The following is a 15151-nucleotide window of genomic DNA, read 5'->3' on the forward strand; positions in this document are numbered from 1 at the left end:
ACTACCTGGTCCGCGGGGGTGCTTCCGACCACCCCGGACCAGGCCCGGAAAACACCGGGAGCACCCTAGATCGCCAGCGACAGCAGCACCGGTGCCGCGTTCCGGTTCAGGGCGTCCGCCGCCTGGCGCAGCCGGTGGGCGTGCTCGACCGGGAGCGACAGGGCGAGGCAGCCGACCGACGATCCGGCCGTGATCGGGACCGCCGCGCACACCGTGCCCACCGCGTACTCCTGGAGGTCGAGGTGCGGGACCGTCGGCGGCTGGGACTCCAGGCGGGAGAGCAGGACCTTGTCGCTGGTGATCGTGCGCGAGGTGAGGCGGGCCAGCTTGTGGCGGGAGAGATGGTCGCGCCGGCCTTTGTGGTCGAGCTGCCCGAGCAGGCTCTTGCCGATCGCGGTGGCGTGGGCGGAGAAGCGGAAGTCGACCCACTCGTTGACCACGGGGGTGCCCGGGCCGGCGGCGTACTGGTCGATCCTGACCTCGCCGTCGATGTACCGGCTGATGTAGACGGCGGCACCGACCGAGTCGCGCAGCCGGTCCAGGGTGCGTTGGAGGTTCTCGCGCAGGGCCTGTTCGCGGCCCTGCGCGGAACCGAGGCGGTTCAGGGCGTCGCCGGTGACGTACGCCCCGTCGGCGACCTGCTCGACGTAGCCCTCGCGGCGCAGCATCCGCAGGAGGCTGGTCAGGCGCTCCATGCCGATGCGGGTGTGCCGGGCGAGGTCGGTGTCGGTGACTCCGGTGGTGTGCCGTGCCACGGTCTCCAGGACGCGCAGGGCGTCCTGGGCCGAGTGGTACGGCGTCGTCGGCTCGTGCTGCAGCGCCACGGTTCCCCCTGCGGTCGCACGTCGCTTCTCATTGGGGCATTCGAGTCAGCCAATCCCCTTCACGATAACGGGCAAGAGGCCTGTAGTGAGCGGTTGTTGTCGAGATTGCGACGCCCTCAGCAGGGGGACCAGCCCTCTGGCATATGCCAAAGTCATGAGCCGTTCTCGTGGAGTCACAGCACGGCGCTGAGAAACTCCCGTGTGCGGTCGTTCTCGGGGTCGTTGAAGATCTTCTCCGGCGAGCCGGACTCGATGACCCGGCCGGAGTCGAACATCAGGACCTGGTCCGAGATGTCCCGGGCGAAATTCATCTCGTGGGTCACACAGAGCATCGTGATGTCGGTGGTGCGGGCGATGTCCCGCAGCACGTCCAGGACGCCCGCGACCAGCTCCGGGTCCAGCGCCGAGGTCACCTCGTCCAGCAGCAGCACCTGCGGCCGCATCGCCAGCGCCCGCGCGATCGCCACCCGCTGCTGCTGTCCGCCGGACAGCTGGGTCGGGCGAGCGTCGCACTTGTCGGCGAGGCCCACCATGTCCAGCAGCTCACGTGCGCGGGCCTCCGCCTCGTCCTTGGACAGGCCGAGGACGGTGACCGGGGCCTCGGTGATGTTGCGCAGCACCGACATGTTCGGGAACAGGTTGAACTGCTGGAAGACCATGCCGATCTTCTTGCGGACCTCGCGGATCTGCTTCTCCGGCGCTGGGAAGAGCTGGTCCCCGGCGACGGTGATCGTGCCCTCGTCCGGCTTGAGCAGGGTCATCAGCATGCGCAGGATCGTCGTCTTGCCGGAGCCGGACGGGCCGATCAGGGTGACGTGCTTGCCGGACTCGACGGAGAAGTCGAGCCGGTCGAGGACCGTGTTGGACCCGAAGCGCTTGGTGACGTTCTCGAAGCGGATCAGTTCGCTGCCGTCCACCGGCGGGTTGGCGCTCGCGTCGGGTTCTTTCATCAAAGGCGTGTCAGCGGACAAGGCGTCGCTCCAGGGCTCGTACGAGAAGGGAGGCCGGGTAGGCGATGAAGATGAAGGCCACCCCGATGACCGTCAGGGGCTCGGTGAACTGGAAGTTCTCCTGCGCGAACAGGCGCGCCTGGCCGAGCATCTCCATGACGGTGATCGTCATCAGGATCGGGGTGTCCTTGAGCATCGCGATGACGTAGTTGCCGAGCGCCGGGACGACCCGGCGGATCGCCTGCGGCAGGATCACCACGGTCCAGGTGCGCCGCACCGGCAGGTTCAGCGCGGTCGCCGCCTCCCACTGGCCGGTGGGGACCGCCTCGATGCCGGCCCGGTAGACCTGCATCGTGTACGTCGAGTAGTGCAGCCCGATCGCGCAGATACCCGTGGTCAGCGCCGACCACGTAAGCCCCCACTCGGGCAGCACGTAGAAGAAGAAGAAAAGCTGCACCAGCAGCGGGGTGTTGCGGATGAACTCCGTGACCACCCCGACCGGCCAGCGCACCCAGCGGCTGGGCGTGCGCATCAGCAGCGCCCACACCAGGCCCAGCGCGAAGGAGATCAGCGAGCCGAACGCCAGGATCTGCAGCGTGAGCAGCAGTCCGTCCCAGAAGCGCGGCATGAAGTCGGCGACAGCGCCCCAGTCCCAGGTCATCCGAGAGCACCTCCCGCGCCCACACCGGTCGTCTCCGGACGACGCAGCTCCTGCTCGGGCGTGCGCCCGACCGGCTTGCCCAGCCCTGCCTTGAGCTTGCGTTCCAGTCCGCGCATCCCCCGCGTGAGCAGGAAGGCGATGACGAAGTAGATCAGCAGGATGTACGTGTAGATCTCCGCGCTCTCCTGCAGCGCGAGCCGCACCAGATTGGCGCTGAAGGCCAGGTCGCCCATGCCCATGACGGACACCAGCGCGGTGCCCTTGAGCAGCTCGATCAGCAGGTTGGAGAACGGCGGGATCATCTCCGGCACCGCCTGCGGCAGCAGGACCAGCCGCATCCGCTGCCAGGGCGTGAAGCTGAGCGCGATCCCGCCCTCCTTCTGCGCCGGGTCGACCGAGTTCAGCGCGCCGCGCACGATCTCGGCGCCGTACGCCCCGTAGGTCAGTCCGAGCGCGAGGGTGCCGGCCCACAGCGGGACCAGCTGCCAGCCGAACGCGACCGGCAGTACGAAGAACACCCAGAAGATCATGATCAGGGCGGAGGTCCCGCGGAACACCTCGGTGTAGAAGCCCGCGAGGAAGCGGACGATCCACAGCCGGTGCGTGCGGGCCATGCCGACCCCGAAGGCGACCGCCGCGGCCACCAGTGCGCTCAGCACCAGCAGCTGGACGGTGACCCAGATGCCTTGAAGTACGAGTTCCCAGAGTCCCGAGGTCATCCGCCCGTCCCCCCTCCGCACAGCTCCTTCGCGGTGAGGTCGGTCATCTCGGCCTTGGTGAAGCCGAAGGGCCGAAGGATGCGGAACAACTCGCCGCTCTTCTTGAGCTTGTGCAGCTCGACGTTGAAGGCGTCCCGCAGCGTGGTCTCGGTCGGCCGGAAGGCGAAGGCGCCGCCGTCGACATGCGGTTTGCCGTCGACGAGGGGCGCGAAGGCCTTGGTGGCCTCCGCCTTGGCCGACTTCTTCACGACCTCGCGGGCGGTCAGCGCCGTACCGGCGAAGACGTCCACGCGCCCCGCCTCGACGGCGTTCAGCCCCGCGACCTGGTCCGGGACGATGAGGATGTCGCTCTCCTTGTACCCCGCCTCGACGGCGTACTGGATCTCGGCATAGCCGGTCCCGGTGGCGAACTTGGCCTTCTTCTCGACGACGTCCTTGTAGTCGTGCAGGCCCTTCGGATTGCCCTTGCGCACGATGAAGGCATCGAGCATCTGATAGTCGGGGTCGGAGAAGATGACCTGCTCACAGCGCTCGGGATTGACGTACATCCCGGCGGCGACGACGTCGAACTGCTGCGAGTTCAGCCCGGGTATCAGCGACCCGAACTCGGTGGGTACCGGCTGCACCCGGTCCACGCCGAGCCGTTTGAAGATGACCTTCGCCAGCTCCGGCGCCTCCCCGGTGAGTTCACCGTTCTTGTCGATGTACCCGAAGGGAATCTCACCCGCGATCCCGAGCCGTACCACGCCGGCGGCGCGCAGCCGGTCGAGCAGCTCGCCACCCTTCTTCGTGGAGGCCGTGGCCACGCGTGAGCAGCCTGCCGCGCCCAGCGCGCCGAGCGCCGCCACCCCCGCGAGCAGCGACCGGCGTGTAGGGGTGCCCGATCTGTGTCCGACATGTGTTTCGACATGTTCCAGTGGTGGAGCCATGGCGGCGCGGCTACCCGAGACCATGCGATGTATGCACCCTGGAATGCATGACTGAACGGTTCATCGAGGTGTCACTGGTCAAGCGGGGAATCCACTGCACGGCCAAACTCCTGGACGACCGCGCCCCGCTCACCTGCGCGGCCGTCTGGGATGCCCTGCCCCTGACCAGCGACGTCTACCACGCCAAGTACGCCCGCAACGAGATCTACGCCCTCTTCCCGCCCTTCGCGGAAACGGAGCCGCCCCTGGAGAACCCGACCGTCACCCCCATCCCCGGCGATCTTTGCTATTTCGCCTTCGCGGGCACGGAACTGGGCACCAAGTCCTACGGCTACGACCGTGAGGTCCGCCCCGGCACGACGCTGGTCGACCTGGCCCTGTTCTACGAGCGCAACAACCTGCTCCTGAACGGCGACGTGGGCTGGGTGCCCGGCATCGTCTGGGGCCAGGTCGTGGAGGGCCTGGAGGAGATGGCCCAGGGCTGCAACGACCTGTGGCGGTCCGGGGCGCTGGGGGAGTCGCTCAGCTTCCGGAGGGTGTGAGCCCGGCGATCTCGGCCTCGTAGAGCGCGTGCGCCGCCCGCAGCACCAGATCGTCCCGGTGCCGGGCGGCCACGAGTTGGAGGCCGATCGGCAGACCGTCCCCGTCCGTGCCGACGGGGACGGTGGCCGCCGGCTGCTGGGTCAGGTTGAAGGGGTAGGTGAACGGCGTCCAGCCCGTCCACCTGCGATGCCCCGAGCCCTTGGGGACCTCGGCGCCCGCCTCGAAGGCCGTGAGCGGGAGGGTCGGCGTGACGAGCAGGTCGTACGTGTCGTGGAAACGGCCCATACGGCGGCCGAGCTCCATGCGGACGTCCACCGCCGCCAGATAGTCGAGCGCGGTGAGACGGGCGCCGACGTCGCAGATCTCCTTCAGGCCCGGGTCGAGCAACTCCCGCTGGTGCGGCCCCAGATGCTGGGTCACCCGGGCCGCTCCGGTGAACCACAGGGCGTGGAAGGCGTCCACCGGGTCGGTGAAGTCGGGGTCGGTCTCCTCGACGTACGCACCAAGACCCGCCAGCCGCTCCACCGCCCGCCGCACCGCCGCCGCGACCGCCGGACGCACCGCCACCTGGCCGCCGAGGGACGGGGAGTAGGCGACGCGCAGGCCGTGCACGCCGCCGGTCAGGCCCGTCACGAAGGAACCGGGTGCCGGCGGGAGCGCCGACCAGTCGCGGGAGTCAGGGCTGCCGATGACGTCGAGAAGCAGGGCCGCGTCGGCCGCGTCGCGGGTCATCGGGCCGACGTGCGCCAGGGTGCCGAAGGCGCTCGCGGGGTACAGGGGGACGCGGCCGTACGTCGGTTTCAGGCCGAAGATGCCGCAGAACGCCGCCGGGATGCGGACACTGCCGCCGCCGTCCGTGCCGAGGGCGAGCGGTCCCGCGCCGCGCGCCACCGCGGCCCCCGCGCCGCCGCTGGAGCCGCCCGCGGTGCGGGTCGGGTCGTACGGGTTGCGGGTGACGCCGGACAGGGGCGAGTCGGTGACGCCCTTCCAGCCGAACTCGGGGGTGGTCGTCTTGCCGAGGAAGACGGCGCCGTGCGCGCGCAGCCGGGCCACCGAGGGGGCGTCCTCGTCCCAGCTGCCCTTGTCGGAGATGGTTTTCGAGCCTTTCCGCGTCGGGCCGCCGCGCATCAGCAGGATGTCCTTCACCGTGACCGGAACGCCGTCGAGCAGGCCGGCCGGTTCGCCGCGCCGCCACCGCTCGGCCGACTCGCCGGCCTGCGCGAGGGCCTCGTCGGCGGTGATGCGGACGAAGGCGTTGACCTCCGGCTGGATCCGTTCGGCCCGCTCCAGGGTCGCGCGGGTGGCGTCGACGGGGCTGAACTCTCCTTTGCGGTAGCCGTCGAGGAGTTGTACGGCGGTCAGTTCGGTGAGATCCGTCATGCGTCGGCCTCCAGCCGTAGACGTCAGCGTCCCGGTACGTACCCGCGCTGCTTGTCGACCACGTTCAGCAGCGGCCTGCCCGCCTCCCATCGCTCGTACAACTCCACGAACTGACGGCCCAGTTCCTCCCGCCAGCCGATCGTGTCCCCGCTCATGTGCGGCGAGACGATCAGCCCCGGCACCTCCCACAACGCGCTGTCGGCGGTGAGGGGTTCGTGCTCGAAGACATCCAGCGCCGCCCCCGCGATCCAGCGCTTGGCGAGGGCCTCGGCCAGCGCGTCCTCGACGACAAGCTGCCCCCGCCCGACGTTGATGAACCGGGCGGACGGTTGCATGACGCCGAAGCGGCGGGCGTCGAACATGCCGTACGTCTGCTCGGTGAGCGGCGCCGCGGCGATCACCCAGTCGGCGCGGGCAATCAGCCGGTCGAGGTCGTCGGGGCCGTGGATACCGGTGCGCGGAGTCCGGCCGACCAGCGCGGTGGTGATGTCGAGGGCCTTGAGCGTGCGGGCGATCGTACGGCCGATGGGCCCGGACCCGACCACGCACGCGCGTGTGCCGGCCACGCGCTGCCCCTCCCGGTGCCGCCACTCCCGGGAGCGCTGCAACTCCAGCGTCCTCGGCAGGTCCTTCGCCATCGCCAGCACCAGTGCGGCGACGTACTCGGCGATCGGCTGGTCGAAGACCCCGCGCGCGTTCGTCACCACCGTGTCCGACGCGGTGAGCTCCGGGCACATCAGATGGTCCACACCCGCGCTCGCCGTGTGCACCCAGCGCGGCCGGGGGCCCTCCCCGGGCCAGGCGTGACGTACGGCGTGCGAGGTGAAGTCCCAGACCAGCAGGACGTCGGCGCGTGGCAGGCGCTCGGCGAGGGTCGACTCGTCCGCGTGCTCGACGCGGGCGCGGCCGGTGAGGCGGCCGAGGCGGGGGAGGGGCTCGGCGTCGAGGACCAGGAGCGTGGGCGGGGCGTCGGAGGCGGGCGGCGGACCGGGGGTGGCAGCGGTCATACGGGGTCGTCTCTCCGGGGGGTGCGGGGGATCGTCTGTCGGGGTTTTACTGGAAGGGATGGCCGTCTGACATGCGAGGTTTGACCACGCTCGCACCCGAACCTACCTTCGTCAACACGGGCGTACGTACGGTCCGTTGCTCACCTGTTTCTCGTAGTGAGGACGGTGCCATCCATGAGCGCCATGGACATCTCCTTTCTCGGCGGACCCCACCCGCAGCGCGGCGTCGGAGTCATCGCCCCCTTCGACTTCGCGCTGGACCGGGAACTGTGGCGCTGGGTGCCGGACGAGGTCTCGCTGCATCTGACCCGGACGCCGTTCGTCCCGGTCGAGGTCAGTCTGGACCTCGCCCGGCTGGTCAGCGAACACGAGACGCTCGGCGACGGCGTCCGCACCCTGACCGCGGTAGCGCCCGAGGTCGTCGCCTACGCCTGCACCTCCGGCAGCTTCGTCGGCGGTATCGCGGGCGAACGGGCGATGTGCGAGGCGATGACACGGGCGGGCGCGATACCCGCGGTCACGACGTCCGGGGCGCTGCTGGAGGCGCTGGCCGAGCTCGGCGTACGACGGGTGGCCCTCGTGACGCCGTACACCGTGTCGGTGACGCGGGCCCTCGAGGAGTACGTGGCGGAGGCGGGGACCGTCGTCACGGGATGCGCGTTCATGGGGCTGACGCGGCACATCTGGAAGGTGCCGTACCGCGATGTGGCCGACATGGCACGCAGGGCCGTGGGCCGCCGTGCCGACGCCCTGTTCATCAGCTGCACCAACCTCCCCACCTACGACGTCATCCCCCAACTGGAGGCGGAACTGCGCATCCCGGTTCTCTCGGCCAACCAGGTGACGATGTGGGCTGCGCTGCGCAGGCTGGGTACTCGCGCCGTGGGGCCTTATCAGGCGTTGATCGATCCGGCCGCGCGGATCGACCCGGCGACCCCGAGCGGGCCCGTGCTTCCGGAGGTGCCGGACGTTCCCGAGCAGGAACAGCAGTAGAAGGACAGCAGCAGAAGGGCTGACATGACCGCACTCGGATTTCTGTACCCGGGCCACTCCGCCGAGGACGACTATCCACGCATCGAGCAGCTGCTCGCCAGCGACATCCGGCTCGACCTGGTCCACACCGACATCGGCGAGGACGCGCACCGGGTGGACGCGCTGCGCCGGATGGGCGCGGCCGAGCGCCTCGCCGAGGGCGTGGAGACGCTGCGGCTGACGGGCGCCGAGGCGGTGGTGTGGGCGTGCACGTCCGGCAGCTTCGTCTACGGCTGGGAGGGCGCCCACGAGCAGGTACGCGCCCTCGCCCGCACGGCCGGAATGCCGGCGTCGTCGACGTCCTTCGCCTTCGTGCACGCGCTGCGGGAGCTCGGGCTGCGGCGGGTGGCGGTCGGGGCGACGTACCCGGACGACGTGGCGGGGCTCTTCGCGGACTTCCTGCGTGCCGCGGGCGTGGAGGTGGTGGCGGTCCGGGGTTCCGGGATCATCACGGCGGCGGAGGTCGGGACCTGGGGCGACGCGGAGCTGTTCGCCCTGGCGGAGGCGGCGGACCACCCCGACGCCGAGGCGATCCTCCTCCCGGACACGGCCCTGCACACGGCGTCCCACCTCACGGCCCTGGAACAGCGCCTTGCCAAGCCGGTCCTCACCGCCAACCAGGTCACGGTGTGGGAGGCGCTGCGGCTGACGGATCGCCGGGTGAACGCGCCGGAGCTGGGGGCGCTCTTCACGAAGGAGCCGATCGTGCAGGTGTAGGCCTTTTCCGTCCCCCGCCGCCCGCTGGGGGCTGCCGCCCCCAGACCCCCGCTTCGGCCCTGAACGGGTTCAGCCCCTCCGGCGTTTGAGGAGCGGGGTCGAAGGGGCGGAGCCCCTTCAGGATGGGACGGGTAGGGGCGGCGGGGGCGAGGGAATAAAGCGGAGCCCCCCTCCTGTTAACGCCGAACGCACAGGGCACACCGCACGGCGAACCGCAGGAGGCACACGTGGCGGCAGATGAAACCCAGGCCGACGAGATCAGGGGCACCACCCCCGGCACCGCCCCCGTCCCCCTCTCCGTCCTGGACCTGGTCACAGTCAGCTCCGGCCACACCGCCACCGACGCCCTCCGCACGAGCGTCGCCCTCGCCCGCCTCGCAGAGACCCGCGGCTTCCACCGCTACTGGGTCGCCGAGCACCACTCCATGCCGGGCGTGGCCTCCTCGTCCCCCGCCGTGATCCTCGCCCACCTGGCCGCCCACACCACCCGCATCCGCCTGGGCTCAGGCGGCGTCATGCTCCCCAACCACGCCCCCCTCGTCATCGCGGAGCAGTTCGGCACCCTGGAGGCCATGGCCCCCGGCCGCATCGACCTGGGCCTCGGCCGCGCCCCCGGCACGGACGGCGCCACAGCAGCCGCCCTCCGCCGCACCGATCACCTCAACGAGGGCGCCGACGACTTCCCGGAGCAGCTCGCCGAGCTCACCCGCTTCCTCGACGACGACTTCCCGGACGGCCACCCCTACCGCCGTATCCATGCCGTCCCAGGCCCCGTCCAGGCGACGTCACCCGGCGGTGTCCAGTCCCCGCACCGCCCGCCGATCTGGCTGCTCGGCTCCTCCGGCTTCAGCGCCCGCCTCGCCGCCGTCCTCGGCCTGCCCTTCGCCTTCGCGCACCACTTCTCGGCGCGGAACACCGTCCCGGCCCTGGACCTGTACCGGGAGTCCTTCCAGCCCTCCGCCGTCCTCGACGAGCCCTACGCCCTCATCGGCGTCTCCGCCCTCGCCACCGACGACGAGAAGGAGGCCCGCCGCCAGATCAGGGCCGCCGCCCTCAGCATGATCCGCCTGCGCACCGGCCGCCCCGGCCTCATCCCCACCCCCGAGGAGGCCGAGGCCTACGAATTCACCCCGCTGGAGCGCGAGTTCGCCGACTCCTGGAACGCCAACGTCATCCACGGCACCCCGGACGAGGTCCGCGCCGGCCTCGACGACCTCCAAAAGCGCACCGGCGCCGACGAGTTGATGATCACCAGCAACGCACCCGGCATGGACATACGCCTGCGCTCGTACGAACTCCTCGCGGATGCCTACGGATTGCCCACGGCCGCGTAGGCCCCCGGAACCTCACACCCGTACCCCCAGCAACTCGGAGATACGGTCCGGCGGCACCGGCCGTGAATACAGCCACCCCTGGCCGGTGTCGCAGCCGATCCGCTGCAGGCGCGAGGCCTGCGCCAGCGTCTCCACGCACTCCGCGGTGACCGTCAGCCCCAGCCGGTGGGCGAGCTGGATCATCGCCTCGACCACGACCTCGTCGGCGGGGTTCGGCGGCACGGCGGTGCTGTTGTCGCTCTCGTACTGGAAGCCCCGTACGAAGGAACCGTCCAGTTTCAGGACCGACACCGGCAGCCGGCTGAGGTAGGCCAGGTTCGAGTAGCCCGTGCCGAAGTCGTCGATCGCGATGCGTACGCCCATGTCGCTGAGCGCCTGGAGGGCCTGGAGCGGCCGTCCCGCCGAACCCATCACCGCCGATTCGGTGAGTTCCAACTGGAGCAGATGCGGGGCGAGTTCCGTCTCGTCGAGGATCCGCGCCACGTCCGCGACCAGGTCGGAGTCCCAGACCTGGCGCACGGCCACGTTCACGCTCACGAAGATCGGCGGCTCGTCGGGGTGCGTGACCTGCCAGGCGCGCGCCTGGCGGCAGGCGGTCGCCAGGATCCAGCGGCCGAGGGGCACGATCGAGCCGTCCTCCTCGGCCAGTCCGATGAACCGATTCGGCGCCAGTACGCCGAACTGAGGATGTTTCCAGCGGACAAGCGCCTCGACGCCGCGCAGCCGGCCGTCCCCCATGCTCACCAACGGCTGGTATTCCAGGGCGAATTCACCGCGGTCGATGGCCGGACGCAGGGTGGAGGCGAGGGCCTGGCGGGTCATGCGGTGCGCGTTGCGTTCGGGGTCGAAGAGCGTCCAGCGGTCCTTGCCGTCGGCCTTCGCCCAGTACAGCGTCGTGTCGGCGGCCTGCATCAGGGCGGTCGGGGTGGTGCCGGCCGCCTGGCGCTCCACGACACCGATCGAGGCCGACACCGACAGGCGCCGGCCGGAGAGGTCGAAGGGTGCCCGCAGGGACTCCAGTACCGACTCGGCGAGGTCGGCCAGTTGCTCGGTGCCCGTCGAGTCCTCGACGAGCAGGGCGAACTCGTCCCCGCCGAGCCGGGCCACCAGGGGCGGGATCGACCTGGCGTGCCCCGCCTCCTCGGCGCAGTGCGTGAGCCGTTCGGCCACGGCGGCCAGCAGGTTGTCGCCGACGCGGTGGCCGAGGGTGTCGTTGATCGCCTTGAATCCGTCAAGGTCCAGGTAGCACAGGCCGATTCGGCCGGTCGTGCCGTTCTCCTCGTACGACTCCGCCGCCAGCGCCGCCGACAGCCGTTCGAAGAACAGGGTGCGGTTGGGCAGCCGGGTCACCGCGTCGTGCATCTGCAAGTGCCGCAGCTTCGCCTGGAGTTCGCGGTGGTCGCTGATGTCGGCGACGGAGAGCAGGACGCCGCCCGGCTCCTCGGCGGGTAGGGGCGCGACCGTGACCTGGACCCACAGGGAGTGCCCGTCCGGGTGCTTCAGGCGGCGTGTGCAGCGCAGTTGGGCCTGGCGGCCGCGCAGCACCTCGCGGTAGGCGTGCCAGGCGCGGGCGTCGGAGGTGAGGTCCACCAGATCGGCGGCGACGCAGCCGGCCAGCTCCGCCGGCCCCTTGCCGAGCAGCTCGGCGAAGGCGGGGTTGGCGCCGGTCACCAGACCCTCGCGGTCGACCACGGCCATCGCCAGGGGGGCGGCTGAGAAGGCGGAGGAGTAGGGGGGTGTCAGAGGTGGCGCCCCGGTACGGGGCGATGTCTGTGCGTTACTCTCTGTGACGGCCGGCCGGATGAGGTCTGCCGCAGGCGTCGGCCCTTCGGACGTTCCGCTCACCGCTCGCTCCCGCAGTGCACTCGATCTCGGATGGGTCTCATCGGAATGGCCGGCCGGGGGGCGGTCGGCCGCCAGGCCGTGTCCGTGCAGGAAAGTGTCAGGAAAGTGTGCCGATCATAGAGGCTGGTCCCGGGCCCTTCCAGCCACTGTTCAGTGTTCCCATGTGACCCGACCTTCTGACAGATCGTTTCTGCCCGCACCTGGACGGCTTCTTCGGGCCCCCGACCGATTGTGACGTTCCGTGAGCGATTCGGGGGTGTTGATTCGGACGATCCCTCGGCCCGCTCACCCATCCGGTGCAGGCAAACAGGGCGTAGTACGACAATCTGACTGAGGCTGGGTGCGGTGTCCCGTGAACCGCTCCCGGAGGTCGACGTGCCGCGTCAGTTCCCCCTGCTCCCCGGCATGGGCCGGCTGTGGGAGTGGCCCCGACTGCGCAGCACCGCCGCACTGTTCACCACGATGTCGGCACTCGCCGCGACGTCCCTGGTCGCCGACCCCTCGATCGCCGAGCCGTTCGACACGACGCCCTGCGCCCTGGAGCGCACGGAGGCCCACCACTCCGAGGGTCTGGACACCTGGAACGCCGCCTATCCGCGCCCGACCCGCGAACTCGACGCGGTCATGGTGTTCCTGTCCTTCCCCGACTCGGCACCCCGGACGACACCCGCCGAACTGACGGCCGACCACTTCCCGGCCACCACCCGCTTCTTCGAACGCGCCTCCTACGGCAGATTCACCCTGCGCCCGCATCCACTGCGGCACTGGATCCCGATGCCGAAGCCGTCCACCGCGTACGCCATACAGCGTGACTGGCGCGTCGACGACCGGGCCGCCTATCTGCGCGACGCGCTCGCCGCGGCGGACCGGAAGGTGGACTTCTCCCGCTACGACGTCGTCTACTTCGTCGCCGACCCGGACGCGCCCGGCGTCGACTCGGACGCCACGAAGGTCGTCAACCTGGACACCCCGCTGCGGGCCGACGGCACGGACATCCGGCGCGTCGTCACGGTGTTCGAGGACCATCCGCCGGACCGGCTGGTCCTCGCGCACGAGACCGGCCACGTCTTCGACCTGCCGGACCTGTACCACCGCCCGGCGGACGGCAAGGGCGACTGGGACACCTATGTCGGCGACTGGGACCTGATGGGCAGCCAGTTCGGGATGGCACCGGACCTGTTCGGCTGGCACAAGTGGAAGCTGGGGTGGCTGGAGCCGCGGCAGGTGGTGTGCGTGCGGGGGAGCGGCACCAGAGGCACGCGGCTGACACTGGAGCCGCTGTCGGTGGGGCCGGGTGCCATGCCTGTGCAGACGGGGGCGGCGGGGGCGCCCTGGCCATCGCGGGCGTTCGACGGGGTCGGTGGGCTCGGCGCGGTCGGTGGGTACGGCGGGGTCGGGGCGGTGCCGGGCTTCGGGCTGGGCAACGGCGCGAAGCTCGCCGTCGTGCGCACCGGTCCCGAAAGCGCCCTCGCCTTCGAGGTGCGCGGGCCGGTGGGCAACGACGCTCAGGCCTGCCGGCAGGGGGTGCTGGTGTACCGGGTGCGCAGCCGGGCCGACTCCGGTGGCGGGCCGGTCGAGGTGATCGACGCCCACCCGCGCAGCGAGGCGTGCTGGGAGGAATCCGTGTATCCGCCGCTCGCGGACGCGCCGGTCGGGCTCGGGGAGAGCTTCACCGTGCCCGGGGACGGTGTGCGGGTGGAGGTGGAGGGGCGTACGGCTTCGGGGGCGTGGACGGTGAAGATCACGGCGGTCGGATAGCGCCTGCGCCGGATTCGGGTGACGCTCGCGCCGGGGGGAGGGGTGCGTGACGGCCGGACGGTGCGCCGGGGCGAAACGGTACGCCGGGGCGCACGCGAAAAGCCCCCCGCTTCGGCGAGGGGCTTTCACTGTTCCGTGCGCTGCCAGGGACTCGAACCCCGGACCCGCTGATGCTGCATTCTCCGGGGGCTGACCCCCGGATCCCCAGCCGCCCCTGCGGGACCGGGAGAGTCCATCTCAAAAGCGAAAGCCCCCCGCAGTTGCGAGGAGCCTTCACTGTCGGTGCGCCGCCAGGGACTCGAACCCCGGACCCGCTGATTAAGAGTCAGCTGCTCTAACCAACTGAGCTAGCGGCGCCTGCTGACGTCGTAGACCTTAGCACCCTGGTCGGCGTGGGGAAAAATCGATATCCGAACGGCCGCGCGGGCCGCCCGCACGGCTGCCCAGAGCAGTACCTCGGGGCCCGGCAACCAGGGATTACGGGTGTCGGGGGCGACCAGCCAGCGGGAGCCGGAAGGGGCGTCCGTGTCGGACCCGGCCGGGACGGTCACCGCGTCTCCCGTGCCGTGGCACAGCAGCGGCGGGACGTCGCCCGCGCGGCCGAACTCCTCCCACCGCAGCAGCGACGGCAGGCGCTGGGCGGTGCCGGGCGCGGTGAACAGCAGCATCCGGCCCCGGAACATCGCCACCGGCCCCGATCCGGGCCCGTCCTCCCACAGTTGGTCGACCATGCGGCGCCCGAAGACCGCGGGCGCGCTCACGATGTCGAACACGGAACCGCAGGCCAGGACCACGGGGGCTGTCGGCCGCTCGTCCCAGAGCGCCCGGATGCTGCGCGGATACGGTTCTGCGGAGGCGAGCCAGGCGGCGCCGTCCGCGGTGAGGGAGGCGGCGCCGTCCGCGGTGCGAGAGGGCGGGGCGTTGCGTGTGCTGCTCATGGCAGATACATCTACCGACGGTGAGCGCGCGGTTTCCCAGAGTTCCCGGAAATCGGGACAGGGTGGGGTGGCAGGGCGTATCTTGCCCGCCTGGCATATGCCCTTGGGGCACCCGCGTCGGTCCGTGGGCCGGTCCGCGACGGTCACACCGGGTCGACGTGCCCGGGCCCCTCGACCCCCCGCATGAGATCCCTGCCGAACTCCACCATCTTCTTGGCGTAGTCCTCGGTCCATTCGGCCTGCGCGGCGATGTCGGCGGGCGTCAGCCGGTCGAACCGCCGGGGGTCCGCCAGCTGGGCCGCCGCGATGGCCTGGAACTCCACCGCACGGTCCGTCGCCGCCCGGAACGCCTGCGTCAGCTCGGTCGCCCGCGCCAGCAGCGCCCGCGGGTCGTCGATCGACTCCAGGTCGAAGAAGTGCTCCGGGTCGGCGGCCACCTCCGCGGGCTCGAAGAGCAGGGGCGCGGGGCGTAGCCGCGGTTCGTTCCGACGCGGCGTGGGCTCCGCCATGTTTT

15 protein-coding genes and 1 tRNA gene are annotated in these 15151 nt (G+C 70.8%); 5 read left to right on the forward strand and 11 right to left on the reverse strand.

Features of this window, described 5'->3' with window-relative positions; translation table 11 throughout:
* Positions 1-65: 65 nt before the first annotated feature.
* From ACTMVF_RS05085 to ehuB, 5 genes are all read right to left on the reverse strand, one after another.
* On the reverse strand, positions 66-824 hold the full coding sequence (locus ACTMVF_RS05085) for an IclR family transcriptional regulator (protein ID WP_441269730.1): 759 nt from the start codon (positions 822-824) through the stop codon (positions 66-68).
* 173 nt (positions 825-997) lie between these two features.
* Entirely contained in the window at positions 998-1774 is a 777-nt protein-coding gene (ehuA, locus tag ACTMVF_RS05090) for an ectoine/hydroxyectoine ABC transporter ATP-binding protein EhuA (RefSeq protein WP_441269731.1), read from the reverse strand.
* A 10-nt stretch (positions 1775-1784) separates the two neighbouring features.
* On the reverse strand, positions 1785-2435 hold the full coding sequence (gene ehuD, locus ACTMVF_RS05095; protein ID WP_441269732.1) for an ectoine/hydroxyectoine ABC transporter permease subunit EhuD: 651 nt from the start codon (positions 2433-2435) through the stop codon (positions 1785-1787).
* Positions 2432-3154 carry an ectoine/hydroxyectoine ABC transporter permease subunit EhuC gene (ehuC, locus tag ACTMVF_RS05100; RefSeq protein ID WP_441269733.1) on the reverse strand — a complete coding sequence of 241 codons (723 nt, stop codon included), beginning with the start codon at positions 3152-3154 and terminating at the stop codon, positions 2432-2434. Before ehuC ends, ehuD begins: the two co-directional genes overlap by 4 nt.
* Positions 3151-4083: an ectoine/hydroxyectoine ABC transporter substrate-binding protein EhuB gene (gene ehuB, locus ACTMVF_RS05105; RefSeq protein WP_441270132.1), complete on the reverse strand. Its 933-nt coding sequence runs from the start codon at positions 4081-4083 to the stop codon at positions 3151-3153. The genes ehuC and ehuB overlap by 4 nt, the downstream gene beginning before the upstream one ends.
* 47 nt (positions 4084-4130) lie before the next feature.
* Between ehuB and ACTMVF_RS05110 the strand changes: the two genes are divergently transcribed.
* A complete protein-coding gene (locus ACTMVF_RS05110; protein WP_441269734.1) occupies positions 4131-4625 on the forward strand; it encodes a DUF3830 family protein in 495 nt (164 codons plus the stop codon).
* Here ACTMVF_RS05110 and ACTMVF_RS05115 read toward each other — a convergent pair.
* Together ACTMVF_RS05115 and ACTMVF_RS05120 are read right to left on the reverse strand one after the other, a co-directional pair.
* Positions 4606-6006, reverse strand: a complete 1401-nt coding sequence (locus tag ACTMVF_RS05115) for an amidase (RefSeq protein WP_441269735.1) — start codon at positions 6004-6006, stop codon at positions 4606-4608. The genes ACTMVF_RS05110 and ACTMVF_RS05115 overlap by 20 nt on opposite strands.
* 23 nt (positions 6007-6029) lie before the next feature.
* Entirely contained in the window at positions 6030-7013 is a 984-nt protein-coding gene (locus tag ACTMVF_RS05120) for a D-2-hydroxyacid dehydrogenase (RefSeq protein WP_441269736.1), read from the reverse strand.
* A gap of 183 nt (positions 7014-7196) precedes the next feature.
* Between ACTMVF_RS05120 and ACTMVF_RS05125 the strand changes: the two genes are divergently transcribed.
* The 3 genes from ACTMVF_RS05125 to ACTMVF_RS05135 all read left to right on the forward strand — a co-directional run bounded on the left by ACTMVF_RS05125 (position 7197) and on the right by ACTMVF_RS05135 (position 10096).
* Positions 7197-8006, forward strand: a complete 810-nt coding sequence (locus tag ACTMVF_RS05125; protein WP_441270133.1) for a maleate cis-trans isomerase family protein — start codon at positions 7197-7199, stop codon at positions 8004-8006.
* Positions 8007-8030: 24 nt separating this feature from the next.
* Positions 8031-8762, forward strand: a complete 732-nt coding sequence (locus ACTMVF_RS05130; RefSeq protein ID WP_441269737.1) for a maleate cis-trans isomerase family protein — start codon at positions 8031-8033, stop codon at positions 8760-8762.
* A gap of 227 nt (positions 8763-8989) precedes the next feature.
* Complete coding sequence (locus ACTMVF_RS05135) at positions 8990-10096, forward strand: LLM class flavin-dependent oxidoreductase (protein WP_441269738.1); 1107 nt, start codon at positions 8990-8992, stop codon at positions 10094-10096.
* A 12-nt stretch (positions 10097-10108) separates the two neighbouring features.
* Here ACTMVF_RS05135 and ACTMVF_RS05140 read toward each other — a convergent pair whose 3' ends face one another.
* Positions 10109-11941 carry a putative bifunctional diguanylate cyclase/phosphodiesterase gene (locus ACTMVF_RS05140; protein WP_441269739.1) on the reverse strand — a complete coding sequence of 611 codons (1833 nt, stop codon included), beginning with the start codon at positions 11939-11941 and terminating at the stop codon, positions 10109-10111.
* Between the two features lie 345 nt (positions 11942-12286).
* Between ACTMVF_RS05140 and ACTMVF_RS05145 the strand changes: the two genes are divergently transcribed.
* Entirely contained in the window at positions 12287-13699 is a 1413-nt protein-coding gene (locus ACTMVF_RS05145) for a M6 family metalloprotease domain-containing protein (protein ID WP_441269740.1), read from the forward strand.
* A gap of 283 nt (positions 13700-13982) precedes the next feature.
* Here the strand turns inward: ACTMVF_RS05145 and ACTMVF_RS05150 are convergent.
* The 3 genes from ACTMVF_RS05150 to ACTMVF_RS05160 all read right to left on the reverse strand — a co-directional run bounded on the left by ACTMVF_RS05150 (position 13983) and on the right by ACTMVF_RS05160 (position 15146).
* Positions 13983-14056 (reverse strand) — tRNA-Lys (locus ACTMVF_RS05150).
* Positions 14047-14637: a bifunctional DNA primase/polymerase gene (locus ACTMVF_RS05155; protein ID WP_441269741.1), complete on the reverse strand. Its 591-nt coding sequence runs from the start codon at positions 14635-14637 to the stop codon at positions 14047-14049. The genes ACTMVF_RS05150 and ACTMVF_RS05155 overlap by 10 nt, the downstream gene beginning before the upstream one ends.
* A 143-nt stretch (positions 14638-14780) precedes the next feature.
* Entirely contained in the window at positions 14781-15146 is a 366-nt protein-coding gene (locus tag ACTMVF_RS05160; protein WP_302000501.1) for a hypothetical protein, read from the reverse strand.
* Positions 15147-15151 lie beyond the last annotated feature (5 nt).

It is taken from the genome of Streptomyces sp. SD31 (assembly GCF_052068475.1).
Taxonomy (GTDB): Bacteria; Actinomycetota; Actinomycetes; order Streptomycetales; family Streptomycetaceae; genus Streptomyces.

What these genes read in the sequence shown, in the direction of transcription:
- ehuA (WP_441269731.1), bottom strand. Translation starts at nt 1,774, where the DNA reads ATGAAAGAACCCGACGCGAGCGCCAACCCGCCGGTGGACGGCAGCGAA.
- ehuD (WP_441269732.1), bottom strand. Translation starts at nt 2,435, where the DNA reads ATGACCTGGGACTGGGGCGCTGTCGCCGACTTCATGCCGCGCTTCTGG.
- ehuC (WP_441269733.1), bottom strand. Translation starts at nt 3,154, where the DNA reads ATGACCTCGGGACTCTGGGAACTCGTACTTCAAGGCATCTGGGTCACC.
- ehuB (WP_441270132.1), bottom strand. Translation starts at nt 4,083, where the DNA reads ATGGCTCCACCACTGGAACATGTCGAAACACATGTCGGACACAGATCG.
- ACTMVF_RS05110 (WP_441269734.1), top strand. Translation starts at nt 4,131, where the DNA reads ATGACTGAACGGTTCATCGAGGTGTCACTGGTCAAGCGGGGAATCCAC.
- ACTMVF_RS05115 (WP_441269735.1), bottom strand. Translation starts at nt 6,006, where the DNA reads ATGACGGATCTCACCGAACTGACCGCCGTACAACTCCTCGACGGCTAC.
- ACTMVF_RS05120 (WP_441269736.1), bottom strand. Translation starts at nt 7,013, where the DNA reads ATGACCGCTGCCACCCCCGGTCCGCCGCCCGCCTCCGACGCCCCGCCC.
- ACTMVF_RS05125 (WP_441270133.1), top strand. Translation starts at nt 7,197, where the DNA reads ATGGACATCTCCTTTCTCGGCGGACCCCACCCGCAGCGCGGCGTCGGA.
- ACTMVF_RS05130 (WP_441269737.1), top strand. Translation starts at nt 8,031, where the DNA reads ATGACCGCACTCGGATTTCTGTACCCGGGCCACTCCGCCGAGGACGAC.
- ACTMVF_RS05155 (WP_441269741.1), bottom strand. Translation starts at nt 14,637, where the DNA reads ATGAGCAGCACACGCAACGCCCCGCCCTCTCGCACCGCGGACGGCGCC.
- ACTMVF_RS05160 (WP_302000501.1), bottom strand. Translation starts at nt 15,146, where the DNA reads ATGGCGGAGCCCACGCCGCGTCGGAACGAACCGCGGCTACGCCCCGCG.